The organism is Chitinophaga filiformis, from assembly GCF_023100805.1.
GTDB lineage: Bacteria > Bacteroidota > Bacteroidia > Chitinophagales > Chitinophagaceae > Chitinophaga > Chitinophaga filiformis_B.
Window position 1 is genome coordinate 2,968,031 of the sequence record NZ_CP095855.1, and the last position, 18,010, is coordinate 2,986,040.

Genomic DNA, 18,010 nt, shown 5'->3' on the forward strand with positions numbered 1-18,010 from the left:
AATGAATGGTAGTAAAAATATTAGTTTAGGTCTTTTGTTATTGCTTACGCTCGGCTTTAGTTCAGTATTTGCACAAACGACGAAAGTAAAGGGTGTGGTTACAGACAAATCAGGTGCTCCGCTTCCCTTTGTAAGCGTTTTTGTGCCTGGTACTTCCTTTGGCATCGCTACTGATGCTGCAGGCCGGTACGAATTACAGTTTGATAGCCCAAAAGATAGTATACGCTTTTCCCTGATGGGGTACAAAGCTATTACAGTACGCATACAGAGAGGTAGCGAACAGGTCAGGAATGTGAGCCTTGAAAGTGGCGCAAAAACCCTGGGAGAAGTGGTGATCAGGCGTAAGAAAGAAAGATACCGTAACAAGGATAACCCGGCTGTAGAGTTGATCCGACTGGTCATTGATAATAAATCAAAGAACAGGATGGAGCATTATGACTATGCCAACTATAATCAGTACGAAAAACTGGAGTTTGCACTGAGTAATGTGTCTGAAAAGATCAGCAACAACCGTTTTACCCGGAAGTATAAATTCGTGTTCGATAACCAGGATACGACCAAGATGGCGGGGCGTTCGCTCCTCCCGATGTACCTGGAAGAAAGACTGGCAGATGTATACTACCGCAGGGATCCCGAAAAGAAGAAAACAATTGTCACTGCTGACAAGAAGGTCAGCTTTGAGAACTATATCGATAACCGCGGTCTGAGCGCTTATCTGAACCACATCTACCAGGACGTGGATATCTACGACAACAATATGATGTTGTTCACCAACCAGTTCCTGAGTCCCATTGCAGATGCGGGTCCAACTTTCTACAAGTATTACATTGCTGACACCATCAAAACGGCAGACAGTACAAAACTGATTGTCCTGGAATTCTACCCCAGGAACAAGGCAGACCGTTTACTGGAAGGTAAACTGTATATCACGCTGGATGGGAAATACGCTATTCAGAAGGCGGATATGACCGCCAATAAGGAGATCAACCTGAACTTTATCCGTGATTTCCATCTCTATATGGATTTCGAAAAAACAGCGGATGGCCGGTATTTCATGAACAAGAACACCCTGATGGCAGATTTTGGCCTCTTCAAAGGTAAGAGCGGTCTTTACGGGGAACGTACGGTGTCACTGAAGAATATGGTGATCAACAAGCCTATGCCGGACAAATTCTATGAAGGCAGCTCCTTCGTGGAAAATGAGGAAGAGGTGGTGAAGCCGGAGAGCTTCTGGGACCAGAACAGGCATGATACGCTGACTACAGCAGAATCGAAGGTGTACGCCAATATCGACAGCCTGCAGCATATGAAATCGTTCAGAAGGACGATGGACATTGCTACCCTGCTGCTGGCCGGCTGGAAAAGCGTAGGGCCCAAATTTGAGATTGGACCGGTGAACACCTTCTATAACTTCAACCCGGTAGAGGGCTTCCGCCTGAGGTTGGGTGGAAGGACCACTCCTAAGTTCAACAAGAGCATTTACCTGGAAGGCTACGGCGCTTACGGTTTCAAGGATGAGAAATGGAAATATTACTTCGGAGGCTCTTATGCCTTTAACCATAAGTCCATTTACGACTGGCCGGTGCGTGCCGTTAAGGCCAGCTACCAGCACGATACAAAGATCCCGGGCCAGGAATTGCAGTTCGTACAGGAAGATAACTTCCTGCTGTCATTCAAACGTGGTAACAACGATAAATGGCTGTACAACGACATCTACAGGGTGTATTACCTCCATGAGCTGTACAATCACTCTTCTTTCCAGGTAGGCTTCAAACACTGGCAGCAGACGCCCGCCGGTACCCTGTCTTACTATAAGGGCAACACTGCCGACAGTGTGAAGAAGATCACTACTTCCGAGCTGTCGCTGGAACTGCGTTGGGCGCCTCATGAGCAGTTCTACCAGGGAAAGAACTTCAGGATCCCCATCCCCAACAAATATCCTATCTTCACACTCAGAGCAATCGCGGGAGTGAAGGGGCTGTTCGGTAGCGGATATAACTACCAGAACATCACCCTGAATATTTATAAGATGGTATACCTTTCACAGCTTGGCTATAGTGAGGTTGTATTAGAGGGTGGTTACATCTTCGGACACATACCTTATCCGTTGTTGACCATCCACAGAGCGAACCAGACCTATGCTTACCAGTTACAGTCTTATAACCTGATGAACTTCCTGGAATTTGTGAGTGACCGCTATGCTGGTATAAATATTGACCATAGCTTTAACGGATTTATCTTCAATAAGATACCTTTGCTGAAAAAACTGAAACTCCGTGAGGTAGCAACCGTGAAGGTATTATACGGAGGATTGAGCAAAGGCAATGATCCAAGACAGGATCCAACGAAGATACAGTTCTCAAATTATGCAGATGGAGTACCGATCACCTATACACTTGGCAATACGCCATATGTGGAAGGCAGTGTTGGTATCGCCAATATATTCAAACTGCTCAGGTTAGACCTCGTAAAGAGGTTTACCTACCTGGATAACCCGTTGATTGCCAATTGGGGTATCAGGGGCAGGGTTAGATTTGATTTTTAATGTTTTTAATCGTAAACCATGAAAAAACGATTCAGAGATAAGCTGCAGCAAGCAATTTACGTGGTGATCAACCCTTTGGTAAAGGGGCTGATCAAGCTGGGGCTGACGCCTAACGCTGTCACCCTGATCGGATTCCTGCTGAATATAGGTGTAGTCGTGATATTTGTGACGGGAGTCGAGGAAGGCAACAGGGGAGACCTGTCCTATGTGGGATGGGCCGGCGCCCTGATCCTTTTTGCAGGACTATTTGATATGCTGGACGGGCAGGTAGCCCGCCTGGGAAATATGGGCTCGCGCTTCGGCGCCCTTTTCGATTCCGTACTGGACCGTTACAGTGAAATGGTCCTGTTCCTGGGGATCTGTTATTACCTGATCGGACATCACTATTTCCTGAGCTCCATATTTGCCTTCATTGCGCTGATCGGCTCTATGATGGTAAGCTATACCAGGGCGCGTGCTGAAGGCCTCGGTATTGAAAGTAAGGGAGGATTGATGCAACGCCCGGAAAGGATCGTGATCATTTCGGTATCTGCTATTGCCTGCGGTATCACCTCACACTTCATCGGGGGAGATTACAAACTGTTTATACCAGGCATTCCTTTCCATGTATTTGAGACCATTTCGATCTTTACCTTCCCGCTGTTCATCATGGCCATCATGACCAATATAACAGCAATAGGCCGCCTGAAAGATGCAAAGAAAGCAATAGACCAGCAGGACCAGGTAACCCGTGTTATCAGAAGCGCTACCACTACCCCGGTGATCGCCCTGCTTATCATGGTAATGCCTGTTATGGCTATGGCGAATGTACAGAAGGCGGGTACAGAACCGGTGTTCCCGGTGCCGCAGAATATTCCGCATATGCTGTTCTACATGCAGCGTACGCCGAATGCCAACACTATTATTTATGACCTGAACCTGCAGAAAGATGGCACCCTGGACGAAGATGATCCGGTGAATATTTACTGGATCAGGTACACGGAAAAAGGTGAAAAGAAAGGATTAAACTATATACAACGTAAATTTGCATACGGACTGAAGATAAAGCAGGTGGCGAAAGACAAATATGAATTGCGTTCCGTAGCCTATGATAAAAAAAAGATGTACCTGATGAAGTCCGCCGAGGGCGACTACCATATCTACACCCAGATTGGTAGCGTAATGGCGCAGCTGAACAGGATCTACCTGCAGATAGAAGGAGGCACCTTCTGGTTCCCGAACGTGGTATACATAGAAATGAAAGGAGTGGACCCTGCTACCGGCAAAGAAATAAAGGAGCAGTTCAAGCCATAAAAGGTTGATCGTTAAATTCAGAAAGAATGAGTAATAGACAGTACGTTTCCAACTCGCAAGAGTCTGTGCCTATGTTCAAGAACGGACTACTGGAAAGTTTATCTAAAGTGCATTTCAGCGTTCCGCTGTTCTTATACGTTCCTGTTATCGCCTATTGCTGCTGGACAGCACTGGTAACAGTGCATACAGGTGTACTGATATGGCTGCTCAGCGTACTGGCCGGTATCTTTATCTGGTCGCTGGTAGAATATATCATGCATCGTTTTGTATTCCATTTTGTACCGAAGTCTTCCTGGGGACTAAAGCTGCACTTCATTTTCCATGGTGTGCATCATGATTACCCTAACGACAGGTTGCGACTGGTATTGCCACCATCTGTGAGCATACCGCTGGCACTCGGCTTCTGGTTCCTGTACAAGAGTTTTATACCCGAAGTATATTTTTACGGATTTTATGCAGGCTTTATCGGCGGATATCTTTTCTACGATATCTCCCACTATGCCCTGCACCATTTCAATTTTAAGGCAAAGTTCTGGAAGAAGCTGAAGAAACACCACATGATGCACCACTATGCCGATGCTACCAAAGGATATGGTGTAAGTTCTTCATTCTGGGACAAGATCTTCGGATCAGATTTTCAAAAGTGAGATAAGATGGATGCACCGGTTCCTGCCAGGCCTACAACTGCTTTTTTTGATAGGCGATATATGCTGATCGTTACTGCGATCAGCATAGCTTATCTGTTGCTTTCCGCCTGGCTGGTTGGCTTTAAGACAGATCAGCTGTGGCTGACGGCTATTTTTAATGTTTGCTATTACGTATCAAGACCAACCCGGCGTTTTATACTGGGTTTTTCGATCTTCATTTTTTACTGGATCGTGTTCGACTATATGAAGGCATTCCCGAATTACCTGACGGGGCCTGTGCATATCAAGGACATTTACGAGACAGAAAAAGCATGGTTTGGCGTGATGATGGATGGAGTGAAGGTCACTCCGAACGAGTATTGGCTGCATCATACCCGGGTATGGCTGGATGTGCTGACAGGATCGTTCTATTTATGTTGGGTGCCGGTACCGCTGGCATTTGCCACTTACCTGTTCTATAAGGACAGGCTGACTTTCCTGCATTTTGCCTTTACCTTTATACTGGTTAACTGGCTGGGATATATTATTTACTATACCTATCCTGCCGCGCCACCATGGTATGTACAATTACACGGTTTTGATTTTATTGCCAGCACGCCCGGTAATACCGCCGGACTGGCCAGGTTCGATACCGCGCTGAACGTTAATATCTTCGGATCATTATATGCAAAAGGATCAAACGTATTTGCGGCAATGCCATCATTGCATTCCGCTTATCCGCTGATCGTATTCTTCTACGCAAGGAAGACCACTAATCTGTTCTTCACGACCATTTTCGGGATCATTGCTATCGGTATCTGGTTTGCAGCTGTCTATACCAGCCATCACTACGTGCTGGATGTATTGGCAGGCATTGCCTGTGCCAGTGTGGGTATTGCATTATACAGACTTGTGCTGATGAGAAGCGTGGCCTATAATGAGCGGATCAACAAGTACTATGCAGCCGTTACGAAGTAACTTTTTGTTTGTCCAGGCGGCGTAACAGTTCTTCCACTTCATTGCCATAATTACGTTTAAAGTGAAATCGTTGCGCCTTCAGGAGCATTTCCCTGGCAGTGTCTTCGTCCTGTTCTTTCAGGGCAAGCAATGCCAGGTTCCTATATGCATAGGCGTTACCTTTATTGAACTGCAGTGATTTAAGTATCAGTTCCCTGGCTGCCGCCGGAAATCCCAGGTGCATCAGCACATAGCCCTTATTGTTATACGCATAGGCGCATTCTTCATCATACGCGATGGCCTGATCAAAATAAGAGATCGCTTCCACGTACAATTCCAGCTTGATACATTCAAAGCCCAGACTGTTCAGCAGTTCGGAAGACCCCGGGTTCAGGGACAAGGCATGTGCATACAGGCGTTGCGCCCATGAATGATTGCCCAGTTCACTGTAACAATGCGCTACTTCTGCCAGCACCCCTGTATGTTGCGGGTGTTTCTTGTGTACCTTTTCATAAAAGGGAAGGGCCTTTTCAAAATTCCTTTCCACTCTCCAGGTCACCCCAGACAACCACAAGGCATTCACATGATCGGGTTGCATTTGCAGCACCAGGTGACAGAGCGTTCTGCACCTGTGGATATCGTTATACTGGAGGAGTGCCTGCGCCTCCCTGAAATATCTTTCTATAGCCATCTTCTTTTGCTGAGGGCCATAAAACAGCCGGATCAGCGGGTGAAAGAAGCTGATATGCGAAGTTTTGATGCGGGGGCTGCGGAAAGGAACATCGGTCTGTATATTCCTGAGCGCCAGGATCTGTTCCAGGTAGCCGTCGAAGATGATGCCAAGGGACTGGAATTTATACTGACAACGGTTTTCTATGCTGAGCAGTGAGAGAATGATGTGCTGCGGATGGAGTTGTTCGTCTCCCAGCTTTTTCTGGTAATAAGCTGCATTTTCCAGCATTCTTTCCGCCTCCGTCATAATGGGCACCTTGGGCCTGTTTCCCGTGGGAATGGGCGTGCCGGGACGTTGTTCCCAGTTGAGGGCATGCAGCCACTGGATGAGCTTTTCCCTGTCGGCAGTATCAATGGCGATATCGCTGGCATAAGAGTCCAGAATACCCAGCAGGATCATCTGGCTGTCTATGTAAAAAAGTTTCCTTTCCAGGCTAAAAGTCCTGGCATAGGCAAATGCTGTCTTCAGTTCATAGGAGGAAGTCAAAAGCATCAGCAATGGTTAAGTACAGTATCAAATTTATATTATTTATGGGTATCTGCCAGCGTTCAAATTACCAGAATTCAATGCGCCGATACCTCATTCCGGGGGCGTTTCCGGTGAATTATCACAAATGCAGCTCCTCCGTTAAAACAAGTATACCATTTTTCACTGCAATTGGATTGTGACTGAGGAGGTTATGCCAGGGAAAATGAAAAGAATGGTACAGGCCGTACAGGCGTTGACCATTTTAATGTTTGATATTCATATTTATGAATTTTTCAATAATCCCTACCTTCATCTTATGGAAGAATCAGAAAAGTTAAAAAGGGTGGTAGAAGCCCGTATGAAACTAAAGGCCCGTTTTGAGGACAAGATCAGGCAGACGCCTTCCGTTGCTGACAATAAGCCTATGGGTTCAGGTAAGCCTAACCGTCATGGGATGCCGCTGGTGCCGGTTGGCCAGATCATTACCCATAAGTGGCCTGTGCTGGATCTGGGAATTGAGCCTGACATTCCTCTTGATGAATGGAGACTTGTCATAGACGGAGCCGTAGAACACCCGGTAGAACTGACCTGGGACGATTTTATGGCCCTGCCGCAAACGGAAGATACTTCCGACTTCCATTGCGTCACCACCTGGTCCAAGCTGGATATGAACTGGAAGGGCGTACGCCTGCTGGATCTGGCAGCACTGGTACAACCTGTTGAAAATGCAACACATATCCTGTGTTACGGGTATGACGACTATACCACCAATGTATCGCTGGAAGAAGCCCTGAAACCGGATGTCCTGCTGGTGCATACCTATGAGGGAATGCCTTTGCCAAAAGAACACGGCGGACCGGTAAGGATGATCACACCTCAGTTATATGCCTGGAAAGGCTCCAAATGGATCCGCAGGATAGAATTCCTGACAAAGAATAAATTGGGTTTCTGGGAAGAACGGGGTTACTCCAACACCGCGTACCCCTGGAGGAACGACCGCTATAGCTGATCATCCGGTTTCCCCCGGCTGTAGCCGGGGGCCATAAATATAAAACCCCTTATAACCCTGTCCGGTTCCCCCCTAATTGTTTGATTTTTATCATTTTTACTTTGTTATGTGTAATTCTGTTGATATAACAGATCGTAGCTTTGTGATCTCAAAAAGTGAGTACTCCCCGTAAATAACATGGTCAGATCACTGAAATAGGGGAGTAATATAACCAGGTTTGGTAATTTTCAGCGAGCACAAATATCCTGAGCTTTGCATACTCATTCAGAATTACCGGCGCCGGAAATAACGGCGGCGTGTAAGGCCCCGCTGTCATGACAGTGACAGGAACTTATGTTACATGAACAGTGTAAACAGTTGTAGGTTTAGCAATGGCTGGAGTATTCCTACTTTAGCCTTTTTTTTATTCTTCCGGCGTCAGCCACACCAGCCTGGATTTCCTGTCCTTGCTGGTCATTTCCAGCTTCAGCGTTACATATGTGTTGGTAGCTTTGTTATAGTCTGAAAGATTGAAAACTGCCAGCGCATGTTTTTCTTCTTTCCTCAGCGGGCCAAAGAAAGGACGTCTTTCCGGTGCAGGGCTTCCTGCTACATAGGAAAATGCCTGTGCACTGGCCAGTGAACGCATTTGTACAATATTGCCTTTCTCCGGATGGGTGTTCTGTTCCGCGTCATTCAACAGCACATATAATTTGTTCTTCGTATGCAGGTAGGAAAAGGAGCGGTATTGTTCCGCCTGTATCAGCTGTTGGGCGGACAGTTTTCTTTGCGCGATATAGAATGCAGGATAGTCGGTATTTTTGAGATACTGTTTTTTAGGAATGAAGCTGGCGGACTGCATTTTGCCATTCGCATCAAAGGAGGCAACTGCTACGTTGTCCAGCATATAGTAAGTATAGGGTGTAGCATCCCGCGGTGTATGTTTTTCGCTGATCAGTTCTTCATAGATAACAGAAAAGCTGCCGTCGTCGTTAATGACAAGATCCTGCGGCATTCCTGTAAACGTTTCCCCGGCCCCATACAGCTTCTTTTTCTGTACATCGGCCTCGGTAGGATATATATTGATCTCCTGCTCAACTTTGGCCTTATAAGGGTCTATAACGAGCAAAAATCCTCCATATGGCTGTGGGTTGGCATCTTCTATATGAGCAGTGCCGAGCAGCATCAGCTTCCTTGTAACAGGGTTGAACCGCACAATGGCGCTATCAGCAATGCGGTTTTCAGAGAGGTCCAGCAGCTCGGAGCTCATACGCCTTCCGTTTTTAGGCAGCGTGATCATCACCAGTTGACCTTCCAGGTCGCCGGAGGCGATCTCGTTGTAGGCAAAACCCAGGATGCAAACCCTGTCGTCTTCCAATACAGCCATGTCCAGGTAATTGAGGGACGCATATTTAAAAGCCGGCTGGTAAAAAGCCCGGCTTATCTCCTGGTGATTCCCGTTATAGGCGATCACCTCCATCTGGTTTTTATCTGCCAGGTCGCTTTTATCGCGGCGGATGAATATTGCATAATTATCGCTGGCCGGGTCTTTACTGACAGAAAAAGAATTTACAGGGTCAAATTCAGGTATCCAGCGTACATCTTTGAACAGGTATTTGTTTGCTTCCGCGATCTTTTCTTCCCTCTCCAGGTTGCCGGTGGCGCCGTCAAACAGTAATCTATACAACACAGGTGTTCTTTCATGGACCTCGCTGATCAGGACAGCGATAGTATTGTTGGTTTCGAAAATGGCGTTGACGCGCGCTCCTTTCAGTTTCCCGAAAGCGGGATCATGATGTTTATACCCCGCCAGCTTATGTTCGGGGTTGTAAATGGTCACGTCTATTCCGTTTCTGGCGCTCAGGTGCACCACAACGGTGTTACCGTTTTTAAGCTGGAGCAGTTTTGCATGACCGGTTTCAGGTTCCTCAAATAAGGGAGTTTCAGCTACAGTTTTGAATTGCCCATAGGCAAATGCCTGCAATAGTGTCACCAGGCATAAGAGGGTGATGCTCTTCATAGGTTCAGGTTGTTAGAATGGATATAATGACAATTGGCAATAAAGGTATCAAAATTTCCGGCCTAGTTATCCATAAATTCCCAGGCGCTCTGGTAGGCGTTTTGCTGCTCTGCATAGGTGATAAACCCTGCGTAGAAGGGCAATTGGGACAGTGTAGCGCTGTCGCCGATGATTACCAGCTTCTTACGCGCCCTTGTCATGGCCACGTTCATACGGCGGATGTCCGAGAGGAAGCCGATCTTGTTATCATTATTGCTCCTGGTCATACTGATGTACACAATATCCCTTTCCTGCCCCTGGAAACTATCGATCGTATTCACGGAGATCTTATCCCCGTAGGATTGCAGCGCCGGGGAGTCCTGCAGCTGTTCCTTCAGGAGATGGATCTGCTGTTTATACGGCGAAATGATGGCGATAGAGGGGAAATCCTCCTGTTGATAGTGTGTGTGGAGCCCTGTTACAAACTGCGTGAGGTGTTTGAACAGGAAGGCCGCTTCCTCGGGGTTAGTGGTGCTGGTGCCTTCAGATTTTTCGTCAAACCCGCAGCCGGCAGTATCCACAAAGGAAAGAGGGACATCCTGTGGGAAAAGGGTATGCCCGGCTACTGAAGCATGGGCCTTCAGTTTATCTTCATAGAAGATCGCTGAGGAGTAGCCCATGATCATCTGGTGCATGCGGTACTGTTCTTCCAGCAGCACAACAGACTCCGGATGCCTGGCAATGCATTTTTCCAGCAGGGTGGTACTCAGCCCGTTCCTGGCGGCTTCGTCCGACTTCACCGTAGGGGACAGCTGGCAATGATCGCCGGCCAGCACTACTTTCTCTGCCTTCAGGATAGGGATCCAGCAGGCGGGTTCCAATGCCTGTCCGGCTTCGTCAATGACAACAGTATGGTATTTCAGCTGGCGTACGGTGTAGTGATTGGCGCCCACCAGGGTGGCCGTGATCACCTGGGCCTTTGTCAGCAGGTCGTCCATGATGTACTGTTCGGTATTTTCGACGGATTTCATGATACTGCGGGCCTCGTCAAACAGCGCCTTGCGTTGCTCTCTTTCAGCCTTTCCGAAGTTCCGCTTGTACTTGTGGGCCATGTCCCTGAACTCATTGGCCTGTTTCTTCAGGCGTTTGATCTCCTTCATGCTGTTGTGCTCAGCCATGCGGCTGTCCAGCGTCAGGGCCGACAGCCTTTCGGACACACGGGCGGGGTTACCCACACGCAGTACGTTCAGCCCTTCGTCAGCCAGTTTTTCGCTGAGCAGGTCCACAGCGGTATTGCTGGGCGCTACGACCAGTATCTGTTTATTATCCTGTTTTATCAGCGCTTTAATAGCCTGTACCAGGGTGGTGGTTTTCCCCGTGCCGGGAGGGCCGTGTACAATAGCCAGGTCATTGGCCGCCAGTATGCGGTTCACAGCTGCCTGCTGGGACTCGTTCAGGCGGGGAAGATGAAGTGGGGGAAGATCATCCCGGAAAGCAGGCGACTTCTCACCCGTCAGTATCCGGATAAGGCGATCATTCTCTTCCTTGCTGAGGCGTGTATCGGCCTGTTTAAGGGCATTCTGCATCTCATCGTAGCTGTTGTCGTCGAACAGCAGGTCAATGCCCAGCTTGCCGTTATTGGCCCATTCGGGCAGCTCATCCGTACGGAGTGTGATTTTCAGGCGGTTACCGCCCTGGTAGGAGATGGTGCCTTCTACCCGGTCGTTCTTAGGATCATGGTTGGAAAAAAGGACTGCTGATACGCCAAAACGGAGCTGGTGAACGATATCCTGGTGGGTGGTACGCTCCACCTCCACGGTAAGATAGTCTCCACGGCTCATTTCGGAACCCCTGATGGCAATAGGGTACCAGGTAAGTCCATTAGCCCTGCGTTCGGCCACAGACGTTGATGCTGTCATCTCCAGGTATGCGTTCCTGTCTACTTCCCGCTCAGTTTTCAGTAATTCAAGCAGCTTTTTGAAATAATCCATCCTGCAAAGGTAAGACGAATGGAAGATATTAGGGGAAACAGCCGGATAATGCCGCTTATCCGGCTGTTGGGGCTTATTTCTTCAGCCTTTGGATGATATTCGTTGTATAACTGATGTCTTTTGTGATATTTCCGCTCTGGTCCTTATTGTGATAGCTGCATCCAAAGATGAATTCCATCATGCCACTGCCTGGGGCGGAGATCTTCAATGTATCTGCTATTTTCAGTTCCTCGCCGGCTAAGGTGGCCTGGCCGGCATTGATGGCGCAGCCTGCGCCTACGCCGATCAATACGTTCTGACGATTGCCAATGCCATCTCCATAGGATTTTATCCATTTCATTACGTCTGTGGCTTTGTTCCAGTAGGACATGGTCATGACATAGTCAATGTATTGTCTGGATCTTTTGATCTGTTCCAGGTTGTAATTGTTATAGTCCACTACAGACAATATTCTGCCGGTCTTTGATACAGGGCCAACATATTTGCTGAGGGCTATAATGCCCGTGTCGATATTCGCTGTTCTGACATTACCATATTCCAGGTCAAGATCTATACCGTCAAATTTCCATTTGTCCAGGGAGTCTTTTACAACTTTCGCCATGGAGTCGGCTGCTGCTGCGGATAGTTTTACCAGTCCGCCGGCAAAGGAAGTGGCCACTATTCTGATGCCTCTCTTTTGCAGGGCATGCGCCTTTGTCAGCACATCGCTCCATTCATTCTGACCAGATACGCCCCGGTGTTCGAACTCCCAGCCACCAGCGGCTGTTCTGCCAATGCCCAGGGTGAAGATGTTGACCACGTCCACGCCATCCGGCATAGCATCCAGAGGGCCTACTGTTGACCTGTCGTAGCAACAGCCTCCCCAGTAGTCTACCATAATGGGCCTTTTAGTGAGCGGTTTGCCATAAAAGGGAGAAGTATCTTCGTGATGGGTGGTATCGGGGCCCGGCGGATTGTTACCATTGTCTTTCTTACAGGAATGGGATAAAGTCAGCATGGTACTCAAACATAACAGCAGGGCGGAAGTTTTTACGATAAAGTAGAATTTGGGCTTCATGTGTAACCGGATAAATTTTTAACGTTAAAAAGACTTTAGAATACAGACATCAGCAAGGCCAACACAGGCAATGGCACCCGTTAAGCAGGTATAATTTGAAACAATAAAACGGGTGATGAGAATGTTGTGAAAGCTTTGCGGATAGCAATAATAAACGCATGAATTGAGATATTCGTATAATCTGGAAAGTTTCTCCATAGTCAGACTATTCATACGATAATAAGGTCATGGGAATAATGTACCCTTATCGGTAGAGAAATCAAATGCTTTCATCTATAGGATGGAGGGTAATGGAGGTACCTTAAAACAAGGTGGGGAACAACAGAATTTTTACAGAATTGACCCCGATATTTGATAGAATAGATTCCGGTAATCAGATTTGAAGAACTATGGAACTAACACAAACGGAGTATCTCGCTGAAAAATACGTTGTAGATCTGTTTACCCGCCTGGCTTCCACTTATCTGGTATACCACAACCTTTCCCATACAGAACGTGTTGTAGTCCGCGCCATGGAGATCGCAGATCATTACGGGCTGGATGAAAAAGACAGGTTTGTTTTAACAATAGCGGCCTGGTTTCACGATACAGGTCATCTCATTGCCGATATAGCATTTCATGAGCAGGCAGGTGTGAGATTGATGAGGTCTTTTTTCATCGATAAGGAAATTGAAGAAACAATGATAGATAAGATCTCCGCATGTATAATGGCTACCAAATGGCCTGCGGTTCCTGCAACACTGCTGGAAGAAATTATCTGTGATGCTGATACCTATCACTTCGGGACAAAGGAATTTGAATTAACTGACGAGTTGGTGAAGAAGGAATTCCAACTGCGGACAAATAAGAATTATACTAACTGGTATTATGATACTTTGCAGCTATTGAAAACGCATCATTTCTTTACATCCTATTGCCGCAATAAACTGGATAAAGGGAAGGAAGCCAATATTGAGTACCTGCAAGCCAAAATAAGAGCCAATTAAACGCTGTTCGCCAGTTTCTCTACAGATTTCACACTTAAGTTTGTTTGTCAAACATTAAATTATATGAAAAATATATTTAAATTGTAGACACGTTTATTCCTACAACTGTTATACACCATGTGTAAGAAGATCTTATGCCTTTTGCTGCCATTAGTGGCGCTGCTCCCTCGTATCTTATTGGCACAACAACCGGACACTGTTGTGGCAGGGCCAACATTTCAATCAGATTCCGTTTTTCATCATCAGCCGGCAAATGTTAAAAGGCATTACAGGGGGCTGTTGTTAGTGCCGGCGACGTTTATCGTATACGGTGCGGCTTCTCTCGGCCTGCACGATTTGAAAACTGTAAATAATCACTTTAAAGAAGAGGTATACCTGGAAGGCGATGGCAAAATGCATCACATAGACAACTACCTGCAGTATGCGCCGGGATTGCTTGTGTATGGACTGAATCTCGCGGGCATCAAAGGAAAGAATAACTTCGTGGACCGTACCGCTATTTATGCGATGGCTAACATCATTATGGGAAGTACGGTAACAGTTACCAAACATCTTACCCATGAAACGCGGCCGGACGGATCAAATGATCTGTCCTTTCCCTCAGGGCATACGGCTACCGCATTTGCTGCTGCTGAATTCATGAGGAAGGAGTACCAGGATGTATCTGTCTGGTATGGCGTGGCTGGTTATGCAATGGCAGCAACTACAGGATATCTTCGTATGTCAAACAACAGGCACTGGTTTGGAGATATCGTAGCAGGAGCTGGTGTGGGAATTCTCTCAACAAACCTGGCTTACTATTTATATCCTTCGGTGAAAAGAATGTTCAGGAATAAGCAATCAGATATGGCAAATATGATATTGCCAACTTATCAGCAGGGCGCTTTTGGACTGAGTATGGTACATGCTTTTAAATAGTTAGGCTCATTGACAGGAGCGCACTTTATATCCACTTATTAGGGGATGCCATATCCCCGCATTTGGGGATATGGCTATCGCCTGTTATTTATTCACAACCGGCATTAGTCCGTTGAATTCTCCGGACACTTTGGCATCGCCATAGTCCAGTATATATGATATGCGGTATACTTCACCCGGATCTTTCTGGATGGTGATCCTGCCACTCTGCAGGTCAGTCAGCTGTTTGCCCGTACCCGGGGCAATGGCATTGTTAGCAAAATTGGCGCCCAATACCACATCAGCAGCGCTGAAATTCACACGTTTATCAAATCCTGCAGCACCAGCTGCTTTAAACGTATAGGTTTGCCCGTTCACAAATGTATCTACCTGGAACGATACACCGTCGATCTTGCCATTAAAGGCGACTGCATTGATATTCGCATTGGACATCAGCATTCTTCCACCTTCTTCTACACTCCATTGTACACGGAAACCGAAAGGTGTTGCTGTAGTTTGTTTGTCTTGTCCCTCAATGGTAAAAGCGCTTGCAGGAGTCGGGTTGTTGTTGTCATCTTTATTGCAGGCAGTAAGCAATGCTACAGCGGCAGCGACGCTGAAAAGTAGTCTTCTCATGGTTTGTGTTGTTTAATTGAATTCAGGTTCTTAATAAATGGTTGTATGTTTCATCGGAGAGGAAATGTTGTGTCTTAGTATTGCTCACTAGTGAATATACAAGAGCATATTTTTTGCGCATGATTCCTATTGACAAGAATAATGCCAGTTCATTTATGGGATAGCAGGAGAAGATCGTTTACTACGCGGGAAAATGTTTATTCAAGATTGACGGAAATGCCAGATATGGCATTGGGAACATTAAGCAGGATAGATATGCTGTATGCCATCGTCTCCTGATATAACCGCCTGATGTGCCATCCGGTAGAACAATGAATGCCCGACAATACCGGGGATCATTTTTACCTGTACATCCAGTTGCTCAAGGTCAGGAAATACATCAAAATATACATCGGCCAGCATATTGCCATTGTCAGATATCAGCGCGCCGTTCTTTTCAGTGCTCATGCGCTGGGCGAATTTCGTTCCGGGAAATAACAGGGATATCTTACTGCGCACTATTCCCAATGCCTGTGGTAAAAATTCAATTGCCAGCGGATATTTTGGATTCAATGTTGCCTCGAACTTACCGGTATCTCCCAGTAATATAAACCGGTCTGCCGCTGCTGCCAGCAGCTTTTCCATCACGTGGATGCCACCACCGCTCTTTAGTGCATTCAGTTGCCTGTCAAACACATCACAACCATCGAAGTATATATCCAGCCTGCTGATCAATGAAGGTGCCACCAGTTTAAATCCTTTGGCGTACAACAGTGCCGTGGTATCGAAAGAGGAAGAGGTGACCCTGAGCGACTGCATCAGCTGAGGATCGGCGGAGAGATGTTCGGCGAGAAAGGCAATTGTTTTCCCTGCTCCCAATCCAATTGTTTGTCCGGCACTGATCATTGTCGCTGCAGCTTTTGCTGCTGCTTGTTTATGGTCTGTCATCTGTCTTTGTTAAAGCATGTTATTTTATCTGTTGGATCCATTCCTTCATTACCTGTAAGATGGTCAGCAGTTCTTTCTCACTGATGATGTACGGCGGCATCAGGTATAGTACATTGCCGATAGGACGCAACCATACACCGTGTTGCTGCGAGAACTCCTTAAAACCGGAAAGACAGGGTGCGTCTTTCATTTCAAGGGCGCCAATTGCACCTATTGATCGCTTTGCCACAATAGCAGGAGATGTGAGCGTATCGAACTGCTCACGGATGATAGACTGGATCTTTTCTATTTTCTGCAGATAGTGTTCTTCTTCAATAATAGAGATACTCTGCAATGCCACAGCGCAGGCAAGGGGATTGGCCATAAAGGTAGGACCGTGCATCAGGGCCTTTTCATAGTTATCGCCCAGGAAGCTGTCGAATACCGCTGATGTAGCAAGTGTGGCCGCGTGCCCCATATAACCTGCCGTCAGTGCTTTACCGAGTATCATGATATCGGGTGTGATACCGGCATGTTCTGCAGCGAACATTTTACCTGTGCGGCCAAAACCTGTGGCTACTTCATCAAAAACCAGCAGCACATTATATTTTGTACAAAGCTCGCGGGCCAATTGCAGGTAGAGGGGGGAATAAATATTAAATCCACCGGCGCATTGAACAATAGGCTCAACAATAAAAGCCGCAATGTGCTGATGTTCCTGCTGCAACAGCGCTTCCAGTTCATCAGCCGCCTGTTTCACCACTGTGGCACCGGCATCAAATCCGCCTTCAGGAATATCGAGTATAAATCCTCTTTTCAGCACATCTGAAAAAGCACGTGTAAAATCGGAGTCATCGCTGACTTCCATTGCCTTGAAAGTATCGCCATGATAACCATTCCTCAGTGATATGATCTTGCTTTTACCCTGATAACCGATGTTCTTCCAGTATTGTATGCTCATTTTCAGGGCTACTTCCACGCCAATGGAACCACTGTCGGAAAAGAAGACGTGGTTAAGTCCTTCGGGTGTAATACTAACCAGCTTAGCGGCCAGGTCAAGGGCCGGATTGTGCGTCATGCCGCCCAGCATAACATGGGCAAACTTGTTTGCCTGCGTAAGTAAGGCGGCATTGAGCGCCGGATGATTATATCCGTGTATGACTGCCCACCAGGAAGAGATCCCGTCAATCAGTGAGCGGCCATCCTCCAGGTGCATGATCACACCCTCTCCGGATACCATTTTGGGCAACTCACTTATCTGTCTCATTTGTGTATACGGATACCACAGCATAGTCTGAAAAAATTCCCGGCAAAGATATTAAATCCGCTCAGAAGCGATAAATGTAATAATGTGCCAGGGCATATGCTGCCTGTTAGGGTATGCCGGCGGAAATATCATCCGTTGATAAACCCTCCGGGTAATGCAGGCGGGAATGGAAACCGGGGGCTTCACCTGTAAAGCGATATCTTAATGTTGTTCTGCCTGTAACACGGACAGGATATTTCCTGCGGGATCTTCGAACCAGGCTATCGATGGTCCGCCGCTTCGCCGGCAGATACCTTTCTCATCAGTTTTGATCGGCTCATTATATTGCAGAAAACGCACTCCCCTTGCTGTAAGACCATCTACAGCCTCTTCTATATTCTCTACGGGGAAATTGAGGATAGTAAAAGTAGCAGGCGTATGATTGCCTTTCTGATAGATCAGGATGCTTCCGCCGCCGTGAATATTGAGCTGTAACACATTCCCACCCATTATTTCCTCCACATCAAGCCCAAGTGTTTTGCTATAAAATTCCTTCGCTTTATTGATATCATTTACTGAAAATCCGCTGAATGCTTTAGTGTTTGTAAACATAACGTAAGGTTTGGTGAGTGATATTAAATTAGCATCAATAAGTGGACCGGAAGAGGAATACACTGACCGT

At 46.9% G+C, this 18,010-nt stretch carries 15 protein-coding genes; 7 read left to right on the forward strand and 8 right to left on the reverse strand.

The window, feature by feature from the left end; translation table 11 throughout:
* Position 1: 1 nt before the first annotated feature.
* From MYF79_RS11925 to MYF79_RS11940, 4 genes are read left to right on the forward strand one after another with little or no spacing between them, the layout of a single operon-like run.
* Positions 2-2,545, forward strand: a complete 2,544-nt coding sequence (locus MYF79_RS11925; protein ID WP_247814084.1) for a DUF5686 and carboxypeptidase-like regulatory domain-containing protein — start codon at positions 2-4, stop codon at positions 2,543-2,545.
* 18 nt (positions 2,546-2,563) lie between these two features.
* A complete protein-coding gene (locus MYF79_RS11930) occupies positions 2,564-3,838 on the forward strand; it encodes a DUF4833 domain-containing protein (RefSeq protein WP_199658097.1) in 1,275 nt (424 codons plus the stop codon).
* Between the two features lie 26 nt (positions 3,839-3,864).
* Complete coding sequence (locus tag MYF79_RS11935) at positions 3,865-4,485, forward strand: sterol desaturase family protein (RefSeq protein WP_247814085.1); 621 nt, start codon at positions 3,865-3,867, stop codon at positions 4,483-4,485.
* Positions 4,486-4,491: 6 nt separating this feature from the next.
* Positions 4,492-5,442: a phosphatase PAP2 family protein gene (locus tag MYF79_RS11940; RefSeq protein ID WP_247814086.1), complete on the forward strand. Its 951-nt coding sequence runs from the start codon at positions 4,492-4,494 to the stop codon at positions 5,440-5,442.
* Here MYF79_RS11940 and MYF79_RS11945 read toward each other — a convergent pair.
* Positions 5,432-6,646, reverse strand: a complete 1,215-nt coding sequence (locus MYF79_RS11945) for a tetratricopeptide repeat protein (protein ID WP_247814087.1) — start codon at positions 6,644-6,646, stop codon at positions 5,432-5,434. The genes MYF79_RS11940 and MYF79_RS11945 overlap by 11 nt on opposite strands.
* 199 nt (positions 6,647-6,845) lie before the next feature.
* On the opposite strand from MYF79_RS11945, the gene MYF79_RS11950 reads away from it, so the two are divergent.
* Positions 6,846-7,631, forward strand: a complete 786-nt coding sequence (locus tag MYF79_RS11950) for a sulfite oxidase-like oxidoreductase (RefSeq protein ID WP_247814088.1) — start codon at positions 6,846-6,848, stop codon at positions 7,629-7,631.
* Between the two features lie 403 nt (positions 7,632-8,034).
* On the opposite strand, the gene MYF79_RS11955 is transcribed toward MYF79_RS11950, so the two are convergent.
* From MYF79_RS11955 to MYF79_RS11965, 3 genes are all read right to left on the reverse strand, one after another.
* Complete coding sequence (locus tag MYF79_RS11955; protein WP_247814089.1) at positions 8,035-9,630, reverse strand: hypothetical protein; 1,596 nt, start codon at positions 9,628-9,630, stop codon at positions 8,035-8,037.
* Between the two features lie 62 nt (positions 9,631-9,692).
* Positions 9,693-11,600, reverse strand: coding sequence for an AAA domain-containing protein (locus tag MYF79_RS11960; protein ID WP_247814090.1), 1,908 nt, complete (start codon positions 11,598-11,600; stop codon positions 9,693-9,695).
* A gap of 73 nt (positions 11,601-11,673) precedes the next feature.
* The gene (locus tag MYF79_RS11965; RefSeq protein WP_247814091.1) at positions 11,674-12,657 is read right to left on the reverse strand and encodes a glycosyl hydrolase family 18 protein; all 984 of its coding nucleotides are present in this window, start codon (positions 12,655-12,657) and stop codon (positions 11,674-11,676) included.
* Between the two features lie 389 nt (positions 12,658-13,046).
* Between MYF79_RS11965 and MYF79_RS11970 the strand changes: the two genes are divergently transcribed.
* Both MYF79_RS11970 and MYF79_RS11975 read left to right on the forward strand, forming a co-directional pair.
* The gene (locus MYF79_RS11970; protein ID WP_247814092.1) at positions 13,047-13,643 is read left to right on the forward strand and encodes an HD domain-containing protein; all 597 of its coding nucleotides are present in this window, start codon (positions 13,047-13,049) and stop codon (positions 13,641-13,643) included.
* A gap of 117 nt (positions 13,644-13,760) precedes the next feature.
* The gene (locus MYF79_RS11975) at positions 13,761-14,561 is read left to right on the forward strand and encodes a phosphatase PAP2 family protein (RefSeq protein ID WP_247814093.1); all 801 of its coding nucleotides are present in this window, start codon (positions 13,761-13,763) and stop codon (positions 14,559-14,561) included.
* An 84-nt stretch (positions 14,562-14,645) separates the two neighbouring features.
* Here the strand turns inward: MYF79_RS11975 and MYF79_RS11980 are convergent, their stop codons facing one another.
* From MYF79_RS11980 to MYF79_RS11995, 4 genes are all read right to left on the reverse strand, one after another.
* Positions 14,646-15,176, reverse strand: coding sequence for a hypothetical protein (locus MYF79_RS11980; RefSeq protein WP_247814094.1), 531 nt, complete (start codon positions 15,174-15,176; stop codon positions 14,646-14,648).
* 240 nt (positions 15,177-15,416) lie between these two features.
* Positions 15,417-16,103, reverse strand: a complete 687-nt coding sequence (gene rpiA / locus MYF79_RS11985) for a ribose 5-phosphate isomerase A (protein WP_247814095.1) — start codon at positions 16,101-16,103, stop codon at positions 15,417-15,419.
* A gap of 19 nt (positions 16,104-16,122) precedes the next feature.
* Positions 16,123-17,349, reverse strand: a complete 1,227-nt coding sequence (gene bioA / locus MYF79_RS11990; RefSeq protein WP_247814096.1) for an adenosylmethionine--8-amino-7-oxononanoate transaminase — start codon at positions 17,347-17,349, stop codon at positions 16,123-16,125.
* A 201-nt stretch (positions 17,350-17,550) separates the two neighbouring features.
* Entirely contained in the window at positions 17,551-17,940 is a 390-nt protein-coding gene (locus MYF79_RS11995; protein ID WP_247814097.1) for a VOC family protein, read from the reverse strand.
* Positions 17,941-18,010: the final 70 nt, after the last annotated feature.